Source organism: Actinomadura sp. KC345 (assembly GCF_004348515.1).
GTDB lineage: Bacteria > Actinomycetota > Actinomycetes > Streptosporangiales > Streptosporangiaceae > Spirillospora.
This window is the reverse complement of sequence record NZ_SMKH01000103.1, coordinates 1-24587: the sequence shown is the minus strand read 5'-3', so window position 1 is coordinate 24587 and position 24587 is coordinate 1. Positions and strand designations below refer to the sequence as shown.

The 24587-nt window shown below is 73.8% G+C and carries 23 protein-coding genes and 1 pseudogene; 13 read left to right on the top strand and 11 right to left on the bottom strand.

Translation table 11 applies throughout. From position 1 onward, the window contains the following. Nucleotides 1-561: hypothetical protein (locus E1281_RS18770; protein WP_207943348.1), on the bottom strand; the 561-nt coding region annotated here is incomplete at its 3' end. 189 nt (nucleotides 562-750) lie between these two features. Between E1281_RS18770 and E1281_RS18765 the strand changes: the two genes are divergently transcribed. Then, nucleotides 751-2190 carry a hypothetical protein gene (locus tag E1281_RS18765; RefSeq protein ID WP_131879935.1) on the top strand — a complete coding sequence of 480 codons (1440 nt, stop codon included), beginning with the start codon at nucleotides 751-753 and terminating at the stop codon, nucleotides 2188-2190. A 1-nt stretch (nucleotide 2191) separates the two neighbouring features. On the opposite strand, the gene E1281_RS18760 is transcribed toward E1281_RS18765, so the two are convergent. Further along, entirely contained in the window at nucleotides 2192-2986 is a 795-nt protein-coding gene (locus tag E1281_RS18760; protein WP_131879933.1) for an IPT/TIG domain-containing protein, read from the bottom strand. Nucleotides 2987-3182: 196 nt separating this feature from the next. Here E1281_RS18760 and E1281_RS18755 point away from each other — a divergent pair, with 196 nt between their 5' ends. The 6 genes from E1281_RS18755 to E1281_RS18730 all read left to right on the top strand — a co-directional run bounded on the left by E1281_RS18755 (nucleotide 3183) and on the right by E1281_RS18730 (nucleotide 9549). Next, nucleotides 3183-3488, top strand: coding sequence for a hypothetical protein (locus E1281_RS18755; RefSeq protein ID WP_131879931.1), 306 nt, complete (start codon nucleotides 3183-3185; stop codon nucleotides 3486-3488). A 39-nt stretch (nucleotides 3489-3527) separates the two neighbouring features. Continuing rightward, a complete protein-coding gene (locus E1281_RS18750) occupies nucleotides 3528-4517 on the top strand; it encodes an LLM class flavin-dependent oxidoreductase (protein ID WP_131879929.1) in 990 nt (329 codons plus the stop codon). 46 nt (nucleotides 4518-4563) lie between these two features. Beyond that, complete coding sequence (locus tag E1281_RS18745; protein WP_131879927.1) at nucleotides 4564-5550, top strand: hypothetical protein; 987 nt, start codon at nucleotides 4564-4566, stop codon at nucleotides 5548-5550. Between the two features lies 1 nt (nucleotide 5551). Continuing rightward, nucleotides 5552-6535, top strand: a complete 984-nt coding sequence (locus E1281_RS18740) for a hypothetical protein (protein WP_131879925.1) — start codon at nucleotides 5552-5554, stop codon at nucleotides 6533-6535. Nucleotides 6536-6625: 90 nt separating this feature from the next. Next, a complete protein-coding gene (locus E1281_RS18735) occupies nucleotides 6626-8107 on the top strand; it encodes a PucR family transcriptional regulator (protein WP_131879924.1) in 1482 nt (493 codons plus the stop codon). Between the two features lie 14 nt (nucleotides 8108-8121). Next, the gene (locus E1281_RS18730) at nucleotides 8122-9549 is read left to right on the top strand and encodes an aldehyde dehydrogenase family protein (RefSeq protein WP_131879922.1); all 1428 of its coding nucleotides are present in this window, start codon (nucleotides 8122-8124) and stop codon (nucleotides 9547-9549) included. Here the strand turns inward: E1281_RS18730 and E1281_RS18725 are convergent. Continuing rightward, the gene (locus E1281_RS18725) at nucleotides 9546-10595 is read right to left on the bottom strand and encodes an alpha/beta hydrolase (RefSeq protein WP_131879920.1); all 1050 of its coding nucleotides are present in this window, start codon (nucleotides 10593-10595) and stop codon (nucleotides 9546-9548) included. The genes E1281_RS18730 and E1281_RS18725 overlap by 4 nt on opposite strands. Before the next feature lie 310 nt (nucleotides 10596-10905). Here E1281_RS18725 and E1281_RS18720 point away from each other — a divergent pair, with 310 nt between their 5' ends. The 3 genes and pseudogenes from E1281_RS18720 to E1281_RS18710 all read left to right on the top strand — a co-directional run bounded on the left by E1281_RS18720 (nucleotide 10906) and on the right by E1281_RS18710 (nucleotide 12997). Beyond that, nucleotides 10906-12021 carry a histidine kinase gene (locus E1281_RS18720; protein ID WP_131879918.1) on the top strand — a complete coding sequence of 372 codons (1116 nt, stop codon included), beginning with the start codon at nucleotides 10906-10908 and terminating at the stop codon, nucleotides 12019-12021. After that, nucleotides 12018-12667 (top strand): annotated as a pseudogene (locus E1281_RS18715) (response regulator transcription factor). The gene E1281_RS18720 and the pseudogene E1281_RS18715 overlap by 4 nt, the downstream one beginning before the upstream one ends. A 96-nt stretch (nucleotides 12668-12763) precedes the next feature. Further along, entirely contained in the window at nucleotides 12764-12997 is a 234-nt protein-coding gene (locus E1281_RS18710) for a hypothetical protein (protein WP_131879916.1), read from the top strand. On the opposite strand, the gene E1281_RS18705 is transcribed toward E1281_RS18710, so the two are convergent. Further along, nucleotides 12976-14472: a carboxyl transferase domain-containing protein gene (locus tag E1281_RS18705; RefSeq protein ID WP_131879937.1), complete on the bottom strand. Its 1497-nt coding sequence runs from the start codon at nucleotides 14470-14472 to the stop codon at nucleotides 12976-12978. The two genes, E1281_RS18710 and E1281_RS18705, sit on opposite strands and share 22 nt — an antisense overlap. Nucleotides 14473-14546: 74 nt before the next feature. On the opposite strand from E1281_RS18705, the gene E1281_RS18700 reads away from it, so the two are divergent. Then, complete coding sequence (locus E1281_RS18700; RefSeq protein WP_243717101.1) at nucleotides 14547-15971, top strand: amidase; 1425 nt, start codon at nucleotides 14547-14549, stop codon at nucleotides 15969-15971. Here E1281_RS18700 and E1281_RS18695 read toward each other — a convergent pair. Next, the gene (locus tag E1281_RS18695; protein ID WP_131879912.1) at nucleotides 15968-17332 is read right to left on the bottom strand and encodes an ATP-binding protein; all 1365 of its coding nucleotides are present in this window, start codon (nucleotides 17330-17332) and stop codon (nucleotides 15968-15970) included. The genes E1281_RS18700 and E1281_RS18695 overlap by 4 nt on opposite strands. Nucleotides 17333-17740: 408 nt before the next feature. On the opposite strand from E1281_RS18695, the gene E1281_RS18690 reads away from it, so the two are divergent. Next, a complete protein-coding gene (locus E1281_RS18690) occupies nucleotides 17741-18901 on the top strand; it encodes a serine/threonine-protein kinase (RefSeq protein ID WP_131879910.1) in 1161 nt (386 codons plus the stop codon). 26 nt (nucleotides 18902-18927) lie between these two features. Here the strand turns inward: E1281_RS18690 and E1281_RS18685 are convergent, their stop codons facing one another. Further along, nucleotides 18928-20046 carry a PP2C family protein-serine/threonine phosphatase gene (locus E1281_RS18685; protein WP_131879908.1) on the bottom strand — a complete coding sequence of 373 codons (1119 nt, stop codon included), beginning with the start codon at nucleotides 20044-20046 and terminating at the stop codon, nucleotides 18928-18930. A gap of 120 nt (nucleotides 20047-20166) precedes the next feature. On the opposite strand from E1281_RS18685, the gene E1281_RS18680 reads away from it, so the two are divergent. Beyond that, a complete protein-coding gene (locus tag E1281_RS18680) occupies nucleotides 20167-20391 on the top strand; it encodes a hypothetical protein (RefSeq protein ID WP_131879906.1) in 225 nt (74 codons plus the stop codon). Here E1281_RS18680 and E1281_RS18675 read toward each other — a convergent pair. The 5 genes from E1281_RS18675 to cbiQ all read right to left on the bottom strand — a co-directional run bounded on the left by E1281_RS18675 (nucleotide 20388) and on the right by cbiQ (nucleotide 24579). Then, a complete protein-coding gene (locus E1281_RS18675) occupies nucleotides 20388-20858 on the bottom strand; it encodes a ribose-5-phosphate isomerase (protein ID WP_131879904.1) in 471 nt (156 codons plus the stop codon). The two genes, E1281_RS18680 and E1281_RS18675, sit on opposite strands and share 4 nt — an antisense overlap. Nucleotides 20859-20906: 48 nt before the next feature. Then, complete coding sequence (locus E1281_RS18670) at nucleotides 20907-21944, bottom strand: hypothetical protein (RefSeq protein WP_131879902.1); 1038 nt, start codon at nucleotides 21942-21944, stop codon at nucleotides 20907-20909. A 46-nt stretch (nucleotides 21945-21990) separates the two neighbouring features. Then, nucleotides 21991-22962, bottom strand: a complete 972-nt coding sequence (locus E1281_RS18665; protein WP_131879900.1) for an ATP-binding protein — start codon at nucleotides 22960-22962, stop codon at nucleotides 21991-21993. A 103-nt stretch (nucleotides 22963-23065) separates the two neighbouring features. Further along, complete coding sequence (locus tag E1281_RS18660) at nucleotides 23066-23818, bottom strand: ABC transporter ATP-binding protein (protein WP_131879898.1); 753 nt, start codon at nucleotides 23816-23818, stop codon at nucleotides 23066-23068. Then, nucleotides 23815-24579 carry a cobalt ECF transporter T component CbiQ gene (gene cbiQ, locus E1281_RS18655; protein WP_131879896.1) on the bottom strand — a complete coding sequence of 255 codons (765 nt, stop codon included), beginning with the start codon at nucleotides 24577-24579 and terminating at the stop codon, nucleotides 23815-23817. Before cbiQ ends, E1281_RS18660 begins: the two co-directional genes overlap by 4 nt. Nucleotides 24580-24587: the final 8 nt, after the last annotated feature.

Genomic DNA, 24587 nt, shown 5'->3' with positions numbered 1-24587 from the left:
GTCGGGGCCCGCCTCGGCCGGGACGAGGCCGGAGGTCTCCAGGTACTGGCGGCCCCTGGGGGTGAGGTCCCACGCGTTGTGCCGCCACTCCTTGCGGCGCCACACGACGCCGGCGGACAGGAGCCTGCGGCCGACGCGGCTCACCTCGGTCTCGTCGGTGCCGAGTTCGGCGGCGAGCTGCTGGTTGGACAGGCCCGGCCGGCCGGACACCGCGATCAGGAAGCGGGCCGCGTGGCCGTCGGGCTGGAGCGCGAGCTGCAGGCCGGACGGGAGCCTCTTCAGCGCCCAGTGGACCGCGTCGATCAGGCCGAGTATGCGGCCGCGCTGCTCGCGCTGGGGGCCGTCCAGAGCGTCGACGTCGAGATAGTGGCGGTGGAGCCACTGGAGCCCGTCCTGGCATTCGACCAGCGCCGGCTCGTCGGCGCTGAGCGACGCGTCGGTGATGAGCATGCCGAGCGCGCTGAAGTGGCCGTCGCCGATGACCTTGGCGTGTTCCATCGCGTCGATGAGCCGGCGGACCTCCGCCCGGCGGTCGCGAACGGAGTCGGTCGCTGAACTCATGGTCACACTCCCGGGTGGACGGCCCCGCCGGACATTCCCAGGATGCGCCTCTGCCAAGTGAATGTCAAGTGATGCGGATCGGCGTTCTGTAGCGGACGGCACGAACTGTCGCGCGCGGGAGCGTTAGCATCGATCCACCACCCGTGACCGTGCCGCACAATCCCCCCGGGGGCGCTTATGACAGATCAGTTGGCTGCAGCCGCGTACCCGGCCGAACCAGCTGATCTCTTCGTCCACCTCTACGACTCGATCGCGGATGACGTCTTCCAGAGCTGGACGGCCACGCGCTGGTACGCCGAGGAGCGGGTACGGCGGAAGGCCAACGAGATCGCGGACGCGGTGCTGGAGCACGGCGTCCTCGACCCCGCCCAGACGGCGCGGACGATCGCCATGCGCGGAGACCAGGGGGCGTTCACGATCCTGCTCGGGCTCGACATCGCGCTGGCGCACGCGAGCCCGTACGCGCCCTACCACGACGCCCCGGCGCTGGCGGGTGTCCTGGTCAACTACCTGACCGAGGGGAAGCTGAACGGGCCCGGGACGACGGGCGCGCTGCTGCCCCGCTGCGCGTTCCCCGGGCGGCCGCACGGGAAGCGGTCGAAGGCGGAGTTCTTCGGCGTCCACCGCGTTCCCCAGGCGGAGTGGGACCGGATCGACCACACCGTCCTGCCGGCGGTCAACGACCCCCACTTCAGCCGGGACGAGCCCGTCACGGTCGGCTGCGCGCCCGTGCTGGAGACCTTCGACGACGTGGACATCGAGTTCGGGGAGCGGGACGGGATGACCGTCTACCGGCTGCGCCCGATGGACTCGTCCGGGCTGCGCAGCCGCATCAAGGCGATCGTCCGGCGGCTGGACGAGTCCGGCGCGCAACTCGCCGTGATGCCGGAGGCGTCGCTGTCGGACGCGCTGCTGGAGCACTGGAAGGAGGTCGCGTTCGACACCGCCGGGCGCGACCGGGACCGGCGCCCGCTGCGGTTCATCCTGCTCGGCAGCGGCCCGCTCGGCGCCGACGACCCGCCGCCCAACCGCGCCGTCCTGCTCGACCGCTGGACGGGACAGGAGCTCCTCGTCCAGGACAAGCTGTTCGGTTTCACGCTCGACTCCGGGCAGATGCGGCTGTGGCGGCTGCCGGACGCGCCGGACGCCGGCACCGCCGTGGAGTACGCCCGGCCCGGCACGCGGATCAGCGTGCTCGACTCCTCGCTGGGCCGGCTCGCGGTGCTGATCTGCGAGGACCTCGGCCGGTCGATCGGCTGGGAGCGCGAGCTGGAGGCGTGCGGGGTGTCGCACCTGCTCGTCCCGATCTTCTCCAAGCCGATCCTGGAGCACCGCTGGGAGGACCAGGCGTCCGAGCGGCAGGTGGCGGGGCTCGGGAGCTGGGTGACGGTGTCCAACAGCCTCGCGGTCGGCGCCGCGATCCCGGACGAGGACCTGCCCGGCACCCGCTACACCTGCCTCGTCGCCGGCCCGAAGAGCCTGCGCCGCACCGCGTACGCGACCGAGCGGCAGTTCGGCGTCGCGCGCACGGGCGCCGAACTCGGCCGCCTCCCGACGTCCGAGCTGCCCCGGGTGTTCCCGGGCGCCGCCTACGAGGTCTGGCACCCCCACTGGCAGGACGCCAAGTAGCTCATTCGACCGTGAAGCGGTCCGGGCTCGTGGCGGGGCCGGCCGGCGTCGTCACCACCGGGGGCCCCGTGGTGGCGCCCGGCGGGACGGCCGTCCGGACGAGCGTGTCGGTCGCGACGGTGATGCGCGACTCGGCCGCTCCGAACCGGACGGCGGTCGCGGACGCGAGCCCGGTGCCGTGGACGGCGACCGCGGTGCCGACCGGGCCGCTCACCGGCTCGACCGCGTCGATCCGGGGCGCGATGGCCTGGTCGCGGCCGGGCGGCGCCTGGGCGAGCAGGGTGGCGAAGACGGCGCGGAGCTTCTCGGAGGTCTCGCGGGAGAACAGCCCGACGAGCGCGGCGATGGCCGTGATCCCGTAGGGGTTGATGTCGGACGCGCCGCCCGCCGGGGAGGTCAGGCCGCCGCGCAGCACGAGGTAGACGATCAGCGCGAGCAGCGCCCCGACCAGCGGGAGCAGCAGGTACATCAGCAGCCAGCTCCGGCGCAGCGCGCGGTTGCCGACGTACCAGTAGAACGACCGCAGGACGTGCACGACCGCGCCGAGCGCGCCGGCCGCCATGACGACCACGAACAGGCTCGTCTCGCGGGACAGCGTGGGCGACCAGCCCGGCAGCTCGACCGTCGTGGTCCGGGCCGGGATCTCGGCGCGCCCGTCCGGAGAGACCGCCGGGGCGGGCGGCCACACCTGCACGAGGACGATCAGCAGCACGGCGGTGAGCGCGAGCAGGAGGACCCCGGCGACGACGATGTCGCGGGTGCGGGCGTACTCGGATCCGACCGGCGACTCGGTCACGGCTCTCCTTATGGGCGGCGTCTTCTCCGGGCATTATCGAGGACGGGCCGGACCGCGTTTCCCCATACCGCGCTCAATGGATCCTCACGCGCCGAGCCGCAGTTGGCCGACCGCCAAAAACCGCCGTCCGGCCTCTCGCGGAGTGCGATCACCAAGAGTATGATCCAGATCACACCTCTAGTGATCGGTGCGCTCCATGACCGAAGCAGTCTCCGCCGCCTCCGTCCCCGCCGCCGCTCCCCGTCTCGCCTTCGGCATCGGCCAGGACGGGACCTACACCAGACTCGGGCAGACCGCCGCGTTCGTCCTCGGCACCCTCACGATGCTCGCGTTCGTCCCGCTCATGGTGGTGGCCGCCCTCCTGTACGCCAAGGCCGAAACCGTGTTCGCCGACGATCCCGCGCGGGCCCGCACACTGGTGAACTGGTCGTGGATCAGCATCACCGTCCCCGTCGTGATCGCCGCCATCGCCGTCCCCGTCGCCGTGACCATGACGGGCTGACCGGGAAGAGGACGGGCTCCCGGCGGGTTGAGGCACGTTATGAGCGTGTCCTTCTCCGTCCTCGACCTGGCCCCCGTCGTCAGCGGCTCGACGTCCGGCCAGGCCCTGCGCAACACCCTCGACCTGGCCCGGCACACCGAACGGCTCGGCTTCCACCGGTACTGGCTCGCCGAGCACCACGCGATGCCCGGTATCGCGAGCTCCGCGACCGCCGTGCTGATCGGCCAGGTCGCGGCGGCGACGTCGGAAATGCGCGTCGGGTCGGGCGGCGTCATGCTGCCGAACCACGCGCCGATGGTGGTCGCCGAGCAGTTCGGGACGCTGGAGGCGCTGTACCCCGGGCGCATCGACCTCGGTCTCGGCCGCGCCCCCGGCACCGACCAGGCCACCGCGCGTGCGCTGCGGCGCTCGCCGGACGCGCTGTCGGTGGACGACTTCCCCGAGCAGGTCATCGAGCTGCGCGGCTACTTCGGCGCGGACAGCACGGTCACGCCCGCCGCCGGCAACGAGCCGCCCATCTGGCTGCTCGGGTCCAGCGGATACAGCGCCAGGCTGGCCGGGCTGCTCGGGATGCCGTTCGCGTTCGCGCACCACTTCAGCGCGGCGAACACCGTGCCCGCGCTCCAGCTGTACCGCGACTCGTTCCGTCCCGGCGCGCTGGACGAGCCGTACTCGATGATCGGCGTCGCGGTCACCGCCGCCGAGTCCGACGAGCGGGCGCGCGAGCTGGCCGCGCCGCAGGCGCTGTCGTTCCTGCGGCTGCGGCAGGGGGCGCCGGGTCCGCTGCCGACCCCGGAGGAGACGGCCGCCTACCCGTACACGCCGCTGGACCGCCAGATGATCGACTCCCGGGTGGCGGAGCAGGTGGTGGGCGGCCCGGAGACCGTCCGCAAGGACATGGACGCGCTGATCGAGCGGACGGCCGTCAACGAGGTCATGGTCATGACCCAGGTCTACGACCACGCCGACCGCCTGCGCTCCTACGACATCCTCGCCGACCTGTACAGCGCCTCGCTCGGACCGCGCTGACAGCAAGCCTGGTCATACCGACCGGGTTGCCCTAACTTGTTGGCCCGTGACCGACGTGATCTCCTCCCGCGAGCCGCTGACCGTCAGGGTCGCGAACGTCCACCTCCGGCACGTCGTGGCGGTGAGCGCGGTGCTCGGCGGGATCGGGGGAGCCGTGCTCGTCCCGGCGGTCACCGGCGACGACGCGGGCGGGGTGCTCGTCTCCGCGGTCTTCGTCGTGTTCGCGTGCGCGCTGCCGGCGGCGTGGCGCGCGTCGGCCTCGCACCACCGCCTGACCGTGGACGCCGCCGGCCTGCGCATGGCCGGCCCGATCGGTGACCGGTGGACGGTCACCTGGCGGGAGCTGGGGCGGGTCACGTTCTCCTACTCGCGCCCGGACCTCTCCCAGCCGAGGCGGGGGCATCCGGTGCAGCCGCCGAAGGCCGAGCTCGTGCTCAGCCCGGCCTCCCCGGACTTCCGGGACGCCCATCCGGAGATGGAGGATCTGGCGGAGGAGGTCTCGGGCGAACCCGGATTCGCCTATTCCCTGCCGCTGGGCAGCCTCCAGCGGTCCGTCGGCCCGATCGACGACGCGCTGAGCGCCTTCGCCGGCGGCATCTACGTGCGGGACGGCCGTGAGATCCCCCGCGGGCTCCGGCGCCCGTGGGCCGTCGTGGCGAGCGTCGCCCTGGCCCTGGCCTTCTGGGTCCCCGCGATGGGATACGCCGCCCTGCCGGGCGGAGCCGATCCCGCCGACATCGCGATGGGCTCCTTCTGGACCGCGGTCGTCCTGGCGTGGCTCGTCCGCGTCTGGACGGGCGGCCCGATGGCGATCGGTTTCATGAAGTTCACCGCCACGTTCATCGGCGGGGCGTTCCTGGCCGTCATCCTCCTCCTCGCCGGCATGGGGGTCGGCGACGGCGACACGCGATCCGACGATCTCCAGAGGTACGGCTTCGGCGTGCTGCTGAGCGCCGGTCTCCTCCTGTCCGGTCTCCTGCTCGGCCGGGCCGACGTCCGCGAGTGGTGCGAAGCGCGGGCGCAGGGGCGCTGACATGACCGACCCTCGCGCGCCGGTGACCGTCGACGTCGGGAGCGCCCAGACGCGTCAGATCGCCGTGGGAGGGGTGGTGGCCGGGGCGATCGGCATCATCGCGGTCGTCTCCGCGCTCACCGGGAACGTGGACGGCGGGACGGGCACCCGGGTCGCGGCGTTCGTCATCGGACTCGTCTTCACCCTGATCGGCGTCCTGCCGCTGCTCCTGTGGCGGGTCGCCTTCCGGCCGCGCCGGATCCACTTCAACGCGGACGGGCTGAGCTGGGACGACCCGAGCGGAGCACCGTGGACGGTGCGCTGGTCGGAACTCGGCGAGGTCACGCTCGCCTACCCGGCTCCGGACGTCCGCACGCCCGGGGTGACGTCCTCGGTGACCCTCGACCTGCGACCGGCGGAACCGGGCTTCCGCGAGGCCCACCCCGAGATGGAGCACCTGGCCGCGGCGGCAGGTGCGCCGCGGGGCGGCCACCGGGTGCCGTTCGGCCACGCCCGGTCGGTCGTCGGCCCGATCGACCGGGCCCTGCGCACCTTCGCGCCCTCGGTCTACCGCCGGGAGGGCCCCGAGATCCCCGAGCCCCGCGACCGCCCGCGCGCCGTCAAGCTGAGCGTCGGAATGCTCGGGTGCTTCTGGGGCTCCCTCATGGTGGTCGCCCTCGTCCTGGACGGGGCCACTCTGATGACCCTGGCGATGGTGGTCTTCTGGACCTCGCTCTTCGCCTGGTTGCTCGTGCGCGTCTGGGCGGGCGGCGCCGTGGCCGTGGGTCGGACGGCGGGCCTCAGCAAGGCCATCGGCGTGCTGTACCTGGTCACGATCGCGTTGCTCGGCCTGATCGTGGCCCCCGCCGGCGAGATCAGAAGCCTCCCGGTCCTGCTGGCCTTCCTGCCCGGCCTGGTGTCCGCCGCCGCCCTGCTCACCATCGGCCGCCTGCTCTCCCGCGAGGACGTGCGCACCTGGTGCGCCGGCCGGAGCTGGGGCCTGTGAGCGGTCCGCACCGCGGGCGCCGCTTACGATGAATGTACGGGGGTCGGCGAAACGCGCCCCGTGACATGGACACCCTGCACAGGGAGCGCGATGCCGCCCAGCCTGGCCTCCGTCGCCGCACTCCCCCAGCTCGGCCTGCGCTCGCTCACCGGCGAACTCCCGGACGCGACCGTCATGTGGGTCGCGGTCAGCGAGCTGGAGGACCCGACGCCGTTCCTGGAGGGCGGCGAACTCGTCCTCACCACCGGGATGCGGCTGTCCCCGGCGAACGCGGCCGGCTACGTGTCGCGGCTGGTCGGACGCGCTGTCGCCGGGCTCGGGTTCGCGGTCGGCGTCATCCACGACACCGTCCCCGCCGAGCTGGTCGCGGCGGCGCGCGACCAGGGGCTCGCCCTGCTGGAGGTGCCGCGCCCCACCCCGTTCATCGCCGTCGGCAAGGCGGTGTCGCGGATGCTGGCGGCCGAGTGGTACGAGGACGTCACCCGCGCGTTCCGGGCCCAGCGGGAACTGACCCGCGCCGCGCTCACCGGGCCCGGCGCGGTGGTCACCCGGCTTGCGCGGCTGCTCGGCGGCTGGGCGCTGCTGCTCGATCCGTCAGGGAGCGTCCAGCACGCGGAACCGGCCGGTGCGGCCGGCCGCGCCGGCGCGCTCGCCCCCGAGCTCGCCCGGCTGCGCAGGGCCCCGACGGCGCGGGGGAACGATGTGCCGTCCGCGAGCATGGCGCTCTCGCTGCCCGGCGACCACGTCGTCGTGCAGCGGATCGGGCTGGGCGGGCGGCCGCGCGGGTTCCTCGCGATCGGGACCGCCGCGCCGCTCCCCCATGTCGCGCACACGATCGTGGGGGCGGCCGTCTCGCTGCTGACCCTCCAGTCGGAGGCGCCGCGGACCGGCCGCGACCTGCGGGCCTCGCTCGCGGCGCTGCTGCTCGGCCGCCCGGAGGACGGGCCGGCCGTGCCGCGGGGGCCGGTCCGGGTGCTGGCCTGTGCGGGCGGCGGCGCCGTGCTGGACGTGCTGGAGTCCGACCCCGCGGGGGAACGCTGCCCGGCACTGCCGCTCGGCGGGGGGCGCCTCGCCGTGATCGTCCCGGACGAGCTGGGGGGCACGGTCGAGACCCTGCTCGCGAGCACCGGCCCGATCGGGGTCAGCGACCCGGCATCCGGAGAACTGGCGGCGGCGCTGCGGCAGGCGGAGGAGACGCTGGCCGCGGCGAACCGGTCAGGCCTCGACGTCCTGCACTACTCCGCGCTTCCCGGGCAAGGAGTCCTCGACCTGCTCGAACCGGAACTCGCACGCGCCTTCGCCGACGCGCTCCTCGCACCGCTCCGCGAGGAGGACCTGGTCGAGACCGTCCGGGCGTACGTCGCGGCCAACGGGCAGGGCGAGGCGGCGGCGCGGGCCCTGGGCGTCCACCGGCACACGCTGCGGTCGCGCATGCGCAAGGCCGCCGAGGTCCTCGAACGCGACCCCGACGACCCGGCGGTCCGCGCCGAACTCTGGATCGCGTTCGCCGTCACGTCCAATCAGGACGCCGCGATTCACCGCCGTGGAGACTCGCATTCGGGCGCGCCGTAGATAGCGTGAGGGGCATGAACGTGACCCCATTCTGGCTGGCCGGCCGGCCCGAAACCGGTGACGGCGAGCTGACCGTTACGCATCCCTACGACGGCCGGGTGGTCGGGACCGCGGCCGTGCCGACACCCGCTCAGGTGGAGGAGGCGATCGCGGCGGCGGACGCCCTCCGCAAGGACGCCGCGGCGCTGCCGCTGCACGTGCGGGCCGACGCCCTCGCGCACGTGTCCGCGCGGCTCGCCGAGCGGGCCGAGGAGGTCGCCCGCCTGATCACCGGCGAGAACGGCAAGCCGCTGCTGTGGGCGCGCGGAGAGGTGAACCGCGCGATCTCCACGTTCCGGTTCGCCGCCGAGGAGGCCCGCCGCTTCAGCGCGACCACGCAGCGGCTCGACACCGACCCCGCGGCGGAGGGCCGGATGGCCTACGTCACCCGCGTGCCGAAGGGCCCGGTGCTCGGGATCTCACCGTTCAACTTCCCGCTGAACCTCGCCGCCCACAAGGTCGCTCCGGCGATCGCGGCGGGGGCCCCGATCGTGCTCAAGCCCGCGCCGGCGACACCGCTGTCGGCGCTCCTGCTGGGCGAGCTGCTCGCCGAGACCGCCCTGCCCGCCGGGATGTTCTCGATCCTGCCGGTGCCCAACGACCGGGCGCCCGCGCTCGTGGACGACCCGCGGCTGCCGATCGTGTCGTTCACCGGGTCCGTGCCCGTCGGGTGGGCGATCAGGGACCAGGCGCCCCGCAAGCACGTGACCCTCGAACTGGGCGGCAACGGCGCGGCGGTCGTCCTGCCGGACGCCGACCTCGACTGGGCCGCCGAGCGCATCGGGCTGTTCTCCAACTACCAGGCCGGGCAGAGCTGCATCGCCGTCCAGCGGGTCTACGTCGACCGCTCCGTGTACGACGCGTTCGTCCCGAAGCTCGTCGACACCGTCGCCTCCCTCGTCACCGGCGACCCGTGGGACGACAAGACGCAGGTCGGCCCCCTCGTCAGCCAGGACGCCGCCGAGCGCGTCGAGGCCTGGGTGGACGAGGCCGTGGCGGCGGGCGCGAGGATCCTCACCGGCGGCACCCGCGAGGGGGCGGCCTACGCCCCGACCCTCCTCGCCGACGTCCCGCCCGACGCCAAGATCGCCCGCGAGGAGGTCTTCGGCCCGGTCATGCTCATCCAGCCCGTGGACGGCGTCGACGCGGCGTTCGACCTCGTCAACGACTCCAAGTTCGGCCTCCAGGCGGGCGTCTTCACCCGCGACCTCGACATCGCGTTCCGCGCCCACCGCGACCTGGACGTCGGGGGCGTCGTGATCGGCGACGTCCCGTCCTACCGCGCCGACCAGATGCCCTACGGCGGCGTGAAGGACTCGGGCGTCGGCCGCGAGGGGCTCCAGTCGGCCATGGCCGACTACACCCAGGAGAAGGTCCTGGTCTTCACGGGCCTGCCGCTCTAGGAGCCGCTCCGGGGCCCGGCGTACAGCCCGGTGCGCAGGGCCCCGGCCGCCTCCGACATCGCCTCCTGGAACCGCCCGCCCAGCGACCACATGTTCGCGAACGCGTGGATGAGGTCCTCCTGCCGCCGCAGCGCGACCGGCACTCCGGCATCGGCGAGCCGCTTCGCGAACGCCTCCCCCTCGTCGCGCAGCGGGTCGAACCCGGCGGTGACCAGATAGGTCGGCGGGAACCCGCTGAGGTCCTCGGCCAGCAGCGGCGACGCCATGGGCTCGGACCTCCGCTCCGGTGGGCAGTAGTGGTCGCTGAACCACGTCATGTCGGCGTCGGTCAGGTAGAACCCGTCCGCGAAGAGCTCCCGCGACCGGCTCCGCCTCGACATGTCGGTCGCCGGGTAGAGCAGCAGCGCGAAGTCCGGCCTGCGCTCCGCGAGCAGCCCCACGACGGCCGCGAGGTTGCCGCCCGCGCTGTCCCCGCCCACCGCGATGGCCCGCGGGTCGGCCCCCAGCTCCGAGGCGTGCTCGACCGCGTACTCGTACGCGGTGCGCGCGTCGTCCGCCGCCGCCGGATACGGATGCTCGGGGGCGAGCCGGTACCCCACCGACAGCACCCGCACCCCGGCGTGCACGGCCAGGTACCGGCACACGGTGTCGTGCGACTCGACGTCGCCGATGACCCAGCCGCCGCCGTGGTAGTAGACGAGCAGCGGCGACCCCTCGGGCAGCCCCTTCGGCGTGTACAGGCGCGCCGCGACGGCCTCCGGGATCGACACCTCGCGGGTCTTCACCGGACGCGCGGGCACCCGGCCCATGACCACCCTCGCCCGCGCGAGCCCGTCGCGCGACTCCTCCACCGTGTCGGCCGTCAGGTTCCGTCCCTCCAGCCGCGTCATCAGCAGCATCAGCTGCGCGTCCAGCGCCAGTTCCTGCCCGTCCCGCCGTACCGGTGCACCCACGATCAGCCGCTTGACCGGCGCCGGAAGCGCGAACACGCCGCGGAGCACGGCACCGGCCACCGCAGGGGAGACGATCTCGGTCAACTGCGCCATGCGCTCCTCCAAGCCCAGGGGTTCCGCCAACCGTACTGCCTGGTAGGCCCCATGGCTTCTGCGGATCGCCCGAAATGTAGGGAGTTATCCGACCCCTACGCCTGGGCGACGGTCCGGTCCGGAGCGCGGGACGCTGCATGCCGCGCCTGACCTCGGCACCCGGTACGTCGTTTCTGGGCATGCGGCCCAGAATCGGCGGCGGGCGGGTGGCACGTCGGCCGATCCTCGCCTTCGCGGTCGGTGGATGGCGGGAGCGCGCCTACATCTTTCTGCCGATGACCGCGGGTCGCGGCGTCGATACCGTGGCGTCATGAGGCGCGGCACGGTGCTTGACGCGGTTCTGGCGATCGCGGTGGCCGCCGGCACGGCGTCCGGTGACCTGGGCATCGCCCGGTCGGTCGGTGATCGGGGCATCGCCTCGCTCGGCTGGGATCCGCCGCTGTGGTACGCGGTCGCGCTCGGCCTGCTGGTCGGCGCGGCGGTCTGGTACCGCCGCGGCCGTCCCGAAGCGCTCGTGGCGGTCTCCCTGGTGGCGTGGGTGACGCTTTCCGCGTTCGTCGCCGTCGTCCTGGGGCTCTACTCCCTCGCCGTGTGCACGCGTTCGCGGCCCAGGGTCGCGATCGCCGCGCCGGCCGCCGCCGTCGTGGTCGGTGTGCCGGTCTGGCGTCTCGGCGGCCCGGACGCGGCGATCCCGCTGACCACCGCCGTCTGCGTGGCGCCGGCGCTGCTCGGCCTCTACACCGGTGCCCGCCGCGAGCTGATCGCGGGCATCCGGGAGCGGGCCGAGCGCGCGGAGCGCGAGCAGCACGAGCGCGTCCTGCGCGCTCGCAGCGACGAGCGCGCCCGGATAGCGCAGGACATGCACGACGTCGTCACCCACCGGGTGTCGCTGATGGTGCTGCACGCCACCGCGCTCGAGGCGTCCGAGGGACGGGACGCCCCCGCGATCGGCAAGCGGATCGGCACCATCGGGCGGGAGGCGCTGACCGAGCTCCGGTCGCTGGTGGAGGTGCTGCACGGGGACGGCGGCGCGCCGCTCGCCCCGCAGCCGGGCCTGGCCGACCTCGCCGACCTGGTCGCCGAGTCCCGCCGTACGGGCATGCCGGTGACGCTGACGATGGTGGAGGAGTCCGGTTCCGCTCCCCCGGCGCTCGTCGGGCACGCCGTCTACCGAGTCGTGCAGGAGGCGCTGACGAACATCCACAAGCACGCCGGGAACGCCGAAAGCACCGTCGAGGTGCGGCGCACCCGGCGGTCGCTGCGGCTGTCGGTGACCAACCGGCGCGGCGTCCCCGACCCCGGGCTGCCGAGCGGCGGTCACGGGCTGCTCGGCATCGCCGAGCGGATCAGGCTGCTGGGCGGGGAGCTGACCGCGGCCCCGACCCCGGACGGCGGCTACCGGGTCACCGCCGAGGTGCCGCTGTGATCCGCGTCCTGCTCGTGGACGACGAGTGGATGGTGCGCGCGATGCTCCGCACCATCATGGAGACCGCGCCCGACATCACCGTCGTCGGCGAGGCGGCCGACGGGAACGAGGCCGTCCGGGAGGCGGAGGCGCACCGCCCGGACGTCATCCTCATGGACATCCGGATGCCGCGCGCCGACGGCCTGACCGCCACCGGGCGGCTGGCCGGATCCCATCGCGTCGTCGTGCTGACCACGTTCGACCTGGACGAGTACGTGCGGACCGCGCTGCGGCGCGGCGCGGTCGGCTTCCTGCTCAAGGACGCGTCGGCGGAGGAGATGCTGACCGCGGTCCGCAGCGCGGCGCGCGGGGACGCGATGCTCTCCCCAAGGTGACCCGGCGGCTGCTCCGCGACTTCGCGGACACCGGGCGTTCGGAAGCGGAGGCGCGGCTGGGCGTGCTCACCGCCAAGGAGCGCGAGGTGCTCGTCGCGGTCGGCGGCGGGCTGTCCAACACCGACATCGCCGCGACCCTCCACATGAGCGAGGCGACCGTGAAGACGCACGTCAGCCGGATCCTGACGAAGCTGTCGTTGACCAACCGCGTCCAGGCCGCCATCCTGGCCCACCGGGCGGGCATGCTCGACCCGCCCCACGAAGCCGTGTGACGCCCGTGACTGTAAGGGATTGCCACGATGCGCTCGGTGGTCGATCCATGACATGCTGTGACCAAGATTGGTCCTCGGAACAGGAAAGCGATCGACATGGCGGACAGTGCCGCAGCGTGCGATTCCCAGGATCTGCCAGGGGAGGAGACGGCACGGAACTGCATCGTCCACAAGTTCGCGGCCTGGGCGCTCGCGGCGCTCGTCGTCCTCATGATCGCCGGAGCGGTCGTCTCGTTCATGCCCCGGGGCCGCCGGCGCCGCGGCACGCGCCGCCTCCCCCGTCCCCGCCCCTGGCAGCGCCTCCGGCCCTACAAGGCGGAGAGGCGGTAGCGGGCCTGGCGCGCGGCGGGGCCCGCGGGCACCAGCCCCGACAGCCCGGCCTCCACGGCGGCGGCGGCGCGGCGGCAGAACGCCTCCGGCTCGTCGGCGGCGTCCGGGCGCTCGTCGACCAGCGCGTCCGCCAGGCCGCCGCGCAGCAGGTCCGCCGAGCGGACGCCCTGGGCCGCCGCCATCTCGCCCGCCCGCGCCGCGGTCCGGTGGACGATCAGCGACGCGCCCTCGGGCGGGAGCGGAGAGAGCCAGCCGTGCCTGGCCACGAGCACGCGGTCGGCGGGCAGGAGCGCCAGTGCCGCGCCGCCGGTGCCCTCGCCCAGCAGCAGGCAGAGCGCCGGCGCGGGCAGAGTGATCAGGTCCGCGAGGCAGCGGGCGATCTCGCCCGCCAGACCGCCCTCCTCGGCCTCGGCCGACAGGACCGCGCCAGGGGTGTCCACCACGGTGACCAGCGGCAGCGCCAGCTCCGCCGCGAGCTGCATCCCGCGGCGGGCGACGCGGAGGCCGGCGGGGCCCAGGGGATGGCCGTTGCGCTGGCTGCGCCGGTCCTGGCCCACGACGACGCAGGGAGCCGCACCGAAGCGGGCCAACGCCAGGAGCAGGCCCGGGTCCGCCTCCCCCTGGCCGGTTCCGGAGAGCGGGGTGACGTCCGTCGCGCCGTACCGCAGGAGTTCACGGACACCCGGACGATCGGCACGGCGTGATCGTTCGATCGACTCCCAGGCCGTCTCCCGCGGGTCGGCGTCCACGGGTGTCTGCGGGACGGCGCGCTGAACGTCCTGTGCGGGCGGGGTTCCGCACAGGACGTTCAGCGCGCCGGACGCCACCTCGGCCAGGTCGTCGATGCCCACCACCGCGTCCAGAAGCCCCTTGGCGGCGAGGTTCTCCGCCACCTGGACACCGCTCGGGAAGGGCTCCCCGCGAAGTCCCTCGTACACGCGCGGCCCGAGGAAACCGATCAGTGCTCCCGGCTCGGCGGCCGTCACGTGGCCGAGCGAGCCCCACGAGGCGAACACCCCGCCGGTGGTGGGATCCCGCAGGTAGACCAGATAGGGCAGCCCCGCCGCGCGGTGGGCCATGACGGCGCCGGTGATGCGCGCCATCTGGACGAACGCGGCCGTTCCCTCCTGCATGCGGGTCCCGCCGGACGACGGCGCGGCCAGCAACGGGAGCCCCTCGGCGGTGGCGCGTTCGACCGCGGCGACGATCCGGTCGGCGGTGGCCAGGCCGATCGAGCCGGCGAGGAAGCGGAACTCGGACACGACGAACGCCACGCGCCGGCCGCGCAGCCGCCCTTCGCCGGTGAGGACGGCCTCGTCGCATCCGCTGCGCTTCCGGGCGGCGGCGAGTTCCCTGCCGTAGGGCGACGCGGGGTCCGGCCCGGCGGGAGGGGCGTCCCACGACGTCCAGCCTCCGCCGTCCAGAACGCGGCGCAGCAGCTCGCGCGCACCCACTCGTCCGGTCACGCCATCCATCATGGCCCGCGGGGGCGGGCCGGCCGCCGCGCGGGGGGTGGAGACTGGTGGGACCCGGGAGAAGGGACACCACGTTGTCAGAGGAGATCCACTTCGCCTCCGCCCGCGAACTCGCCCGCCGGATCCGCGCCCGCGAGCTGTCCTCGCGCGAGGTCGTCCAGGCGCATCTCGACCAGATCGAGCGGACGAACCCGCAGGTGAACGCCGTTGTCACGCTCACCGCCGAGGAGGCGATGAGGCAGGCGCGGGACGCGGACGAGCGGCTCGCCGCCGGGGAGCCGCCCGGCCCGCTGCACGGCCTGCCGGTCGCGCACAAGGACACCCACGCCACGCGGGGGATCCGCACCACATCGGGCTCACCGATCTTCGCCGACCACGTCCCGGACGCCGACGAACTCGTCATCGAGCGGATGCGGGCGGCCGGGGTCGTCACGCTCGGCAAGACCAACGTGCCGGAGTTCGCCGCCGGGTCGCACACGTTCAACCCGGTGTTCGGCCTGACCCGCAACCCCTACGACCTGTCGCGGTCGGCGGGCGGCAGCAGCGGGGGCGCGGCGGCCGCGCTGGCGTGCGGGATGCATCCGGTCGCGGACGGCAGCGACATGGGCGGCTCCCTGCGCAACCCCGCGTCGTTCTGCAACGTCGCCGGATTCCGGCCGTCCCCCGGACGGGTGCCGTCATGGCCGGCGCCGGCGGGCCGGCAGACGCTGGGCGTGCAGGGTCCGATGGCCCGCGAGGTGGGGGACGTCGCGCTGCTGCTGTCGGTGCTCGCCGGGCCCGACCCGCGCAGCCCGATCGCGCTGGAGACCCCCGGCTCGGCGTTCGCGGTCCCGCTCGGCCGCGAGGTCGCCGGGCTGCGCCTCGCCTGGTCGCGCGACCTCGGCGGGACGGTGCCCGTCGACCCGGCCGTCACCGGCGTCCTCGAACCGGCCGTGAAGGTGTTCGAGGAGCTCGGCTGCGTGGTCGAGGAGGCGTGCCCCGACCTGGCGGGGGCGGACGAGGTCTTCCGGACGCTGCGGGCCTGGCACTGGGACATCACCCTCGGTCCCCTGGTGTCCGAGCGGCGCGCCGACGTCAAGCCGTCCCTGGCCGAGGACGTCGAGGCCGGGCGGACGCTGACCGGCGCCGACCTCGGACGGGCCGAAACGCTGCACACCGCCCTGTTCCACCGGGTCCGGGAGTTCTTCGGGCGGTACGACGCGCTGCTCCTGCCGGTCAGCCAGGTTCCGCCGTTCGACGCCGGGATGGAGTACCCGGGCGAGGTCGCCGGGCATCCGATGCGCGACTACCTGGAGTGGATGCGGTCGTCCTTCCTCGTCTCCGCGACCGGCTGCCCCGCCCTCTCGGTCCCCGCCGGCTTCACCGCGGACGGGCTGCCGGTGGGCCTGCAGGTCGTCGGCCCGCACCGCGCGGACCTGGCCGTCCTCCAGATCGGCCACGCCTTCGAACAGGCCACCCGGCACGCGGCGCGCCGCCCGGCCCTCGCCCGGTCCGGTTAGGGCTCGGCGAGGGGGACGCGGAGGACGAAGCGTGCGCCGCCGTCGCCGTCGGCGGCGACGAGCGTCCCGCCGTGGGCGCGGGCGATGTCGCGGGAGATCGTCAGCCCGAGGCCGGAACCGCCGCGGTCGCGCTCGCGGCCCTCCTCGAGCCGCTGGAAACGCCAGAAGATCCGCTCGCGGTCCCCGGGCGCGATCCCGGCGCCGTCGTCGCGCACCTCCAGCACCGCGTCCGGCCCGGCCGCGGCCGCGGTCACCCAGATCCGCGACGCGGCGTGCCGCTCGGCGTTGTCGAGCAGGTTCGTCAGCACCCTGACCATGTGGTGGGGCGTGACCCGCACCATGAGCCGCTCGTCCGCGGAGACCTCGACGGGCACCCGCCGCTCGCGGCGGACCGCCTCCGCGCGGACCAGCCCGCCGAAGTCGATCACCTCCCGCGGGACGTGCATGCCCGCGCCGACCTTCGCCAGGATCAGCAGGTCGCTCACGATGGCCTGCAGCCGGTCGGCGTCGCCGAGCGCCGACCGCGCGACCGCCGGCCAGTCCTCGTCCTCCGGATGCTCCAGCGCCACCTCCAGCTGGGCGCGCAGCCCGGTGAGCGGGCTGCGCAGCTCGTGCGAGACGTCCGCGACGAAGCCGCGCTGGCGGGTGAGGACGTCCTCCAGCCGGCCCAGCGTCACGTTCACCGACTCGGCCAGCTCCGACACCTCGTCGACCGGCCCGGGGACGGTCACCCGGCGGTCCAGGGCGCGGTCGGTGATCTCGGCGAGCTCGCCGCTCATCTTCCGCACCGGCCGCAGCGCCCGGCGCACCGACAGCGACACGATCCAGCCGACCGCGGCGGTCCCGAGGAGCACCACCGCCATGATCAGCCCGATGAACAGGCCCTTGTAGCCGATCATCACGGTGATCGGCTGGCCGGCGTGCACGATCCGCGGGCCGTGCCTCGTCCGTACGCGCTGGGTGACCAGGTAGACCGGCCCCTCCCCCGGCATGTCGATGGTGCGGTAGGCGGGCTCGTCCAGTCCCCGCGGCGCCGGCACGTCCAGCGGGCCGCGCCCGCGCATGGGTTCGCTGTACGCGACCACGTCGCCCTCGGCGCTCACCACCTGAAGCAGGCCGAACTGGGGGTCATGGACGGGCACCCTGCCCTGGGGGTCGCTCGTCCGGATGAACGAGGCGAGTTCCGTGGCGGCCTCCCGGCCCTCTTCGCGCAGTCCCTCGTACACGGTGACCCGGACGGCCTGGTAGAAGAGGACGGCGCCCGCCGTGAGCAGGACGGCGACGACCAGGGTCGCGGTCGCGGTCACGCGGGCCCGCACCGACCAGCACGACGGCGACGTCCAGTCCCCGGTGATCCGCACCCCGGTGCCTCCCCCTTCCGGTCGCACGCGGCGGCCGATGCCGCGCCGCGTCCCAGCACCTGGGGGGTGAACGCAGAACTGGTTGTTACCGGACCATTGCCCTACGAAACATCGCCGGGGAACGGGCGGATGCCCGCGCGGACGGCGCCTCCCACCCCTGGGGTGCCGGCCGCGCGGGCATCACCTCCGGTACGGCCCGCCGCCCGCCTTCCGCGCGCCGAGGAGGAAATCCCACGGAAGAACCGGGCTCCGCTGCCGAACCGGTTCCTACTCTGCACGTCTCCGGTGCACAGGGCGCTACATCGACGTGACGATCTCGTTTCCTGCACTTCCTGGAGAAACGCGCCATAATCCGCCGCCGATCGGGGATAGGCGGACAGGAGAGGAACGAGGGAACCGGGAAATCCCATGGACGGAGACATCAGGCCGCTGGAACCCGCCGACCCGCGCGAGGTCGGCGGGCACACACTGCTGGGCCGCCTGGGCTCGGGCGGCATGGGAATGGTCTATCTCGGCGCCGATCCCGAGTCCGGCGGCCGTGTCGCGGTGAAGACCATCCATCCGCATCTGGCGGGCGACCCGTCCTACCGGCGGCGCTTCATGGACGAGGCGTACCTGGCGAGCCGCGTCGCCTCGTTCTGCACCGCCCGGGTCCTCGCGCACGGCGAGGAGCGGGGCCGCCCCTACCTCGTCACCGAGTACGTGGGCGGTGTCTCGCTGCACGACCGGCTCGCGGGCGACGGGCCGCTGCCGGCCGCAGACCTGCACGGCGTCGCGGTCGGCGTCGCGTCGGCGCTCGCGGCGATCCACGCGGCCGGGCTCGTGCACCGCGACCTGAAGCCCGCCAACGTGATGCTCACCCTCTCCGGCTGCCGCGTCATCGACTTCGGCATCGCGCGCGACCAGGACGCCCACGTCCCCGCGGCCACGTCAGGCCAGGTCCTCGGCACCCCCGGCTGGATGGCGCCGGAGGTGCTGATCGGCGGCCCCTCGACGCCCGCGGCCGACGTCTTCGCGTGGGGCTGCCTCATCGCCCACGCGGGGACGGGACGGATGCCGATCGGCGGCGACCCCGCGACACTCCGCACCGCGGCCGAGGAGCCGGACCTCTCCGGGCTGCCGGAGTCGCTGGTCCCGGCCGTGCGGTCGGCGCTGGCGACGAACCCCGCCGAGCGTCCGACCGCGTCCGGCCTGCTGCTCACGCTCGTCGAGCAGCAGGAGCCGCATGCCGGTGACCTCGGGACACCGGCCCCGCCGGTATCCGCTGCGCCGGCTCCGCGCCTCCCCGACCCGAGGCCGTTCGCCACCCCTCCGCCCCACCCGTCCAGGCCGGAAGGCCAGGAGGAGACCGACACCAGGGCGTTCACTCCGGCCGGCGTCGCGAGCGCCAGGTCGTCCCTGCGGACCCGGGTGCTGGCGGGCGTGGGAGCCGCGGCGGGAACCGTCCTGATCGGCGCCATCATCGCCGGGCTGACGCAGGACAAGGACGACGAGCGGCCTCCGCCCGCCCCCACCCAGAAACACGGGCCGAGACACGGCGGGCAGAAGAGCAGGCACATGCACCCGTAGCGCGCCCACCCGGGGCGCACGGACGGTCAGGTGCGCCAGATCAGGACGAGGGCGCAGTCGTCGTCACGGGCCGCGGCCATCGTCTCCACCAGTTCCTTCGCGCCGCTGCCGAACCCTTGCGGGACCAGCCGCTCGGCCTCGCCGAGCAACCGGTCGATGCCGGCGTCGAGGTCGCTGCCCGGGGACTCCACCAGCCCGTCGGTGTACAGTAGGAGCGCGTCGCCCGACCGCAGCGTCCCGTGCTCGGGGACGCAACGGAGATCGGGCACCACCCCGAGCACGATGCCCTTGGCGGAGCCGACCCGCCAGACGCCGCTGCTCGCGTCGAACTGGACGGCGGGCGGATGCCCCGCCGACTCGACCGTGTACTCCCCCGTCTTCAGGTCGACGACGACGTGCACGGCCGTGACGAAGCCCTCGTCCCACCGCTGCCGGTGGAGGTACTCGTTGCAGGCGGGCAGGAAACGGTCGGGCTGGATCGATCCAAGGAGCCCCCCGAACGCGCCCGACAGCATCAGCGCCCGGGTTCCGGCATCGGTGCCCTTCCCGGAGACGTCGACCAGCGCGACCTCCAGGGTGTCGCCGTCGGACGCCGACACCACGAAGTCGCCGCCGAACGAGGATCCGCCGGCCTGCAGGAGCACGACCTGGGAGTCCCAGCCGTCCGGCAGGTCGGGCATCTCGCCCTGGCGTTTCAGCCGGTCGCGCAGTTCCAGCAGCATCGAGTCGCCGCGCAGGCCCTGGACGCCGAGTTTCTGGCGCGTCCGGGCGAGCGAGAGGGCGAGCACGGCCGTGATCGTCAACGTGCCGACGATCCCGATCCCGATCGCGGGGATGTCGAGCCAGACGTTGTAGGTCACCATGCCCGCCACGACCGCGAGCAGCGCCACGAGGCTCCGCACCTTCAGCAGCAGCCCGCCGCCGAGCACGATCAGCACCAGCACTCCGGAGGGGGCGAGACCGCGGGTGTCGTTCGCCGTCGCGACCCCGACCGCGATCGCGAGGACCGCTAGGGCGGCGAACACGTACCGTTCCCCGGTCAGCTTCCCGCGCCGCATCCACCGGTACAGCGCGACGAGGACCGGGATCCTGCGCAGCACGGCCCGCACTCCCGGCGGAAGCAGATGCACCAGTCGTTGAAGCATGACTCCGGCACTGTATCTAGCAATCGCGCCGGCGGGTCGGCATCCGGAGGACCGGTGACCGCGTGCAACGGTCCGGCTACGGTCGATCCGGGTAGGTGGGTACGGGAGAGGAGGCGTCACATGGGACAGCCGGGAATGCGGATCACGGTGGACGCGGCGATGCGGGCACGGGACGTCTCGCAACCGAGACCCGAGCGCGAGGCCGCGCCCGCCGCCGGCCCGGGACCGGGGGCCGGTGCCGGCAAGGGCGCCGAGCCCGCCAGGCGGACGAAGGCCGCCAAGAACGAGCGCCGCCGGCTCGGCAAGCGCGGCGGTGCCCGCAGGCCCCCGGCGAACGGCCTCTAGCCCGGCAGGGGCGGGAGCTCGCCGTTCCGCTCGTAGGCGCTGAGCATCTCGATCCGGCGGGTGTGGCGCGGCTCCTTGGAGTAGGCGGTCTCGACGAACAGCTCGACGAAACGCGTCGCGGTCGCCAGGTCGTGCTGGCGGGCGCCGATGCCGATGACGTTCGCGTCGTTGTGCTCGCGGGCGAGCGCCGCGGTGTCCTCGCTCCAGACCAGGGCGGCCCGCACGCCCCGGACCTTGTTGGCCGCGATCACCTCGCCGTTGCCGGACCCGCCGAGCACGACGCCCAGTGTCCCCGGCTCCGCGGCGGTCCGCTCCGCGGCCCGCAGGACGAACGGAGGGTAGTCGTCCACGGCGTCGTACTCGAACGCGCCGCAGTCGACGGCCTCATGCCCGTTCCGCTCCAGCCAGGAGACCAGGTGCTCCTTCAACTCGAAGCCGGCATGGTCGGATCCAAGAAACACGCGCATGGGCCCGATTCTCGCAGGCACGGGCGGGGTGCACGCGCGCGGGTGGGCTCAGTCGTCGTCGCGCCTGCGGTCCACGATCGTCCGGTCGGCCAGGCCGAGGTCGTCGTCCTCCGGCGTGTCCGGGCGCGCGTCGTCTCCGGGGGTCTCGGCCGCGGCCTCGGCCGGTTCCGCGTCCTCGTCGGCGGGACGCTCGGGCTCGGGCTGCGCGGGCTGCTCCTGCGCGGGCTGCTCCTGCGCGGGCTGCTGGGGCTGCTGCGGCGGGACGGGCGGCGCGCCGAACTGCTGCGGCGCTCCCGGCTGCTGCGGGACCGGAACGCCGGGCTGCTGAGGGACGGGCGCGGCCCCCCAGGCCGGGGGCTGCTGCGGCTGGCCCTGCGGAGGGACGTACGGAACCGCCGACGGGTGCGGCTGCTGGGGCATCGCCTGTTGCGGCGCCGCCTGCTGGGGCGGCTGGGCGGCGTAAGGCTGCTGCCCGTACGGCTGCTGCGCGGCGTACGGCTGCTGCGCGGCGTACGGCTGCTGCGCGCCGTAGGGCTGCTGCGCGGCGTAGGGCTGCTGCTGCCCGCCCTGCGTGCGCGGGCGGCTGAGCAGGAAGCCGCCGAGCGCGCCGAGCCCCGCGATCCAGCCGAACAGCAGACCGTAACTCGCGCCGCCGGAGACGTAGTTCCACACCGTGCGGCCGAACATGCGGCCGGGGACGTCGGACACCAGCATGAACAGGACGCTGCCGATGAGGCTGGACACACCGGCGGCGACCGTGGTGGCCCACCAGCCGGTGATGACGGCGCCGAGCGTCCCCCGGCCGGGTTCGAGCACCCTGGCGCCGGCGAACACCAGCCCCGCCAGCAGGGCGAAGAACAGCAGGAGGGCGAGGTCCAGGACCAGCACGTAGGTCCAGTCGTACCGTCCCGCCGTCAGCCGCCAGGAAGGCAACTGGAACGTCGTCACCAGTGCCGCGAACCCCCCGCCGGGATCGAGGTTCTCGTGGGTCGCGTCGACGACCCACTGGTTGTTGAACAGCAACGCGAGGAGCGCGATGGGCGCCACCGCGCCGCCCGCCATGAACGTCATCCGGCGCATCGTCATGGCGGGACAGGCTAGTCGCGATCGGCTCCGACCGGTAGGCCCCGGACTACACCCGGTAGGCGGCCGGGAAGCGGAAACCGGGGTCGACCTGGTCCTCCAGGTCCTCGCCCACCGCCCTGCTCGCCCAGCTCCGCGCGTTCTTGACGTGGAACTCGACGGCCTGCCGCTGGAACTCGTCCCAGTCCTTGACGCACGCGTCGACCTCGGCCCGCATCCGGTCGAGGGCGGCGGCGTTCCCGTCCTCCAGCGCGACGCCGCCCCGGCCCTGCTCCAGCGCCCGGACGGCGGCGGACTGCCCGACCCAGGTCAGCAGGTCGTCGCCGACGTACTCGCGCAGGTACGCGATGTCGTCGTCGGTCTGCACCTTGTTGCCGACGACGCGGATGGCGACGTCGTAGTCGCGGGCGTACTCGGTGTACTGCCGGTAGACGCCGACGCCCTTGCGGGTGGGCTCGGCGACCAGGAACATCAGGTCGAACCGGGTGAACAGCCCGGACGCGAACGTGTCGGCGCCGGCGGTCATGTCGACGACGACGTACTCGCCCGGCAGGTCCACCAGGTGGTTGAGGTAGAGCTCGACCGCGCCGGTCTTGGAGTGGTAGCAGGCCACGCCGAGGTCGTCGTCCTTGAACGGGCCCGTGGCGAGGAGCGTGATGCCGGCCCCGCCCATGACGCCGTCGGGGCCCATCTCCTGGCCCGCGTCATGGAACGGATCGTCGCCGCGGAACCGCAGCAGCCGCGAGCCCGCCCCCGGCGGGGTGGTCTTGACCATCGCGGACGCGGAGGAGATGCGGGGGTTGTCGCCGCGCAGGTGCTCCTTGATCTCGTGGAGCCGGTCGCCCAGGGCGGGGATCTTGGCGGCGCGGTCCTCGTCCAGGCCGAGCGCGACGCCGAGGTGCTGGTTGATGTCGGCGTCGATGGCCACCACCGGCAGCCCGCGCCCGGCCAGGTGCCGGACGAACAGCGACGACAGGGTGGTCTTGCCGCTGCCGCCCTTGCCGACGAACGCAACCTTCACAATGCCCTCATTTCGGATATGAAAACCGTTACCAGTGTCGGGAAATTCGAGTCTGGCGGAGGGCGGTGCGGGAGGCAAGCGGAACGGCCGAAGACCACCGGATTCAGCGGAGTGCGGCCGCCGGATCGAACCCGAACGGCAGTTCCAGGCGGTGCGCGGCGAGGAGCCCGGCGTCCATGAGCAGGTCCCGGGTGGGCCCGTCGGCCGCGATGACGCCGCCGGAGAGGATCACCGACCTCGGGCACAGCTGGGCGGCGTACGGGAGGTCGTGCGTGACCATCAGGACCGTCACGTCCAGGCTCAGCAGGACCTCCGCCAGCTCGCGGCGGCTCGCCGGGTCCAGGTTGGAGGACGGCTCGTCCAGCACGAGGATCTCCGGCTCCATGGCCAGGACCGTCGCGACGGCGACGCGGCGGCGCTGGCCGAAGCTGAGATGCTGCGGCGGCCGGTCGGCGACGTCCAGCATGCCGACGCGGGTGAGCGCGTCCCGCACCCGGCGGTCCAGGTCGGCGCCGCGCAGCCCGAGGTTGGCCGGGCCGAACGCGACGTCCTCCCGGACGGTCGGCATGAACAGCTGGTCGTCGGGGTCCTGGAAGACGATGCCGACACGGCGGCGGATCTCCCGCAGCGTCTTCCTGTCACCTGGATCGACCGCCAGCCCGCCGACCCCCACCTCGCCGAGGCCGCCGTACAGGATGCCGTTCAGATGCAGGACGAGCGTGGTCTTCCCGGCGCCGTTGGGGCCGAGCAGCGCGACCCGCTCGCCGCGCCCGATCGTGAGGTCGACGCCGTAGAGGGCCTGGGTGCCGTCGGGGTACGCGTAGGCGAGGCCCTTCACCTCCAGCGACGGGGTCATGGCGCGATCCACGCGGCCAGCGCGACGAGCGCGGCGGCCGAGGGCAGCGCGGCCGCGGCCGTCCACTGCGCGGCCGTCGCGCCCACATCGTGCATCACGGGCATGCGTCCGTCGTAGCCGCGGCTCAGCATCGCCAGATGGACGCGCTCGCCCCGCTCGTAGGAGCGCAGGAACAGCGCCCCGATCGACCTGGCGAGCACGCGCGTCGCGCGGACGTCGCGCGCCGCGAAACCGCGCGACGCCCGCGCGACCCGCATTCGACCCAGCTCGGCCGTGACGACGTCGGCGTACCGGAGCATGAACGCGGCGATCTGCGTGAGGAGCGGCGGCATCCGCAGCCGCTCGATGCCGAGCAGCAGGAGCCTCGGCTCGGTGGTCGCGGCGAGCAGGATGGACGCGACCACGCCGAGGGTGGCCTTGGCGAGGATGTTCCAGGCGTCCCACAGCCCGCCCTGGCTCACCTGCACCCCCAGCACGCCGATCCGCTCCCCCTCGGCGACGAACGGGATCAGCAGCGCGAACGCGACGAACGGGACCTCGATCACGGTCCGCCGCGCCACCGTCCGGAACGGCACGCGGGCGATCAGCGCGACCGCCGCCAGGAGCAGCGCGTACCCGCCGAACGCCCACATCCGCTCCCGCGGGGTGGCGACCACCAGCAGCACGAACGCCAGCACGGCGACGATCTTGGTCTGCGGCGGCAGCCGGTGCACCGGCGAGGCGCCCGGCACGTACAGCCGGTCCACGGGCCCCGGGCCCACTACTCCTG